Genomic DNA, 397 nt, shown 5'->3' with positions numbered 1-397 from the left:
ATGGAAAGCGGTTCGATGATCCGCTTTCCATGATGGGGGCTCAGATTGAGAGTCTCCGTCAAAATGGCTGCGCTCCCCTGCACATTACAGGAAAGCCGCTGCATTCCGTCCACTATCATTCCAAAATTCCGTCTGCCCAGGTAAAATCAGCCATTCTTCTGGCCGGACTCTATGCGGACGGCGAGACAAGAGTCATGGAAGATGTTGTATCACGCAACCATTCGGAGCTCATGCTCCGCTCCTTCGGCGCCGATGTGCGGTGGGAAGGCACGACAGCAGTCATCCGGCCGGCGGAGGAACTCTACGGCAGACAGATTACAGTTCCCGGCGATATCTCATCCGCCGCGCCGTTTCTTGCCGCCGGCCTGCTGGTACCGGGTTCTGAAGTGCTGATCCG

The 397-nt window shown here is 57.2% G+C and carries 1 protein-coding gene; it reads left to right on the top strand.

The genetic code is table 11. The annotated features are described in order from the left end of the window. A partial coding sequence (locus NE664_15210; GenBank protein MCQ4727980.1) for a 3-phosphoshikimate 1-carboxyvinyltransferase occupies positions 1-397 on the top strand: 397 nt, incomplete at both ends.

This window comes from Anaerotignum faecicola (genome assembly GCA_024460105.1).
Taxonomy (GTDB): Bacteria; Bacillota; Clostridia; order Lachnospirales; family Anaerotignaceae; genus JANFXS01.
This window is presented reverse-complemented; position numbering and strand designations above follow the sequence as displayed.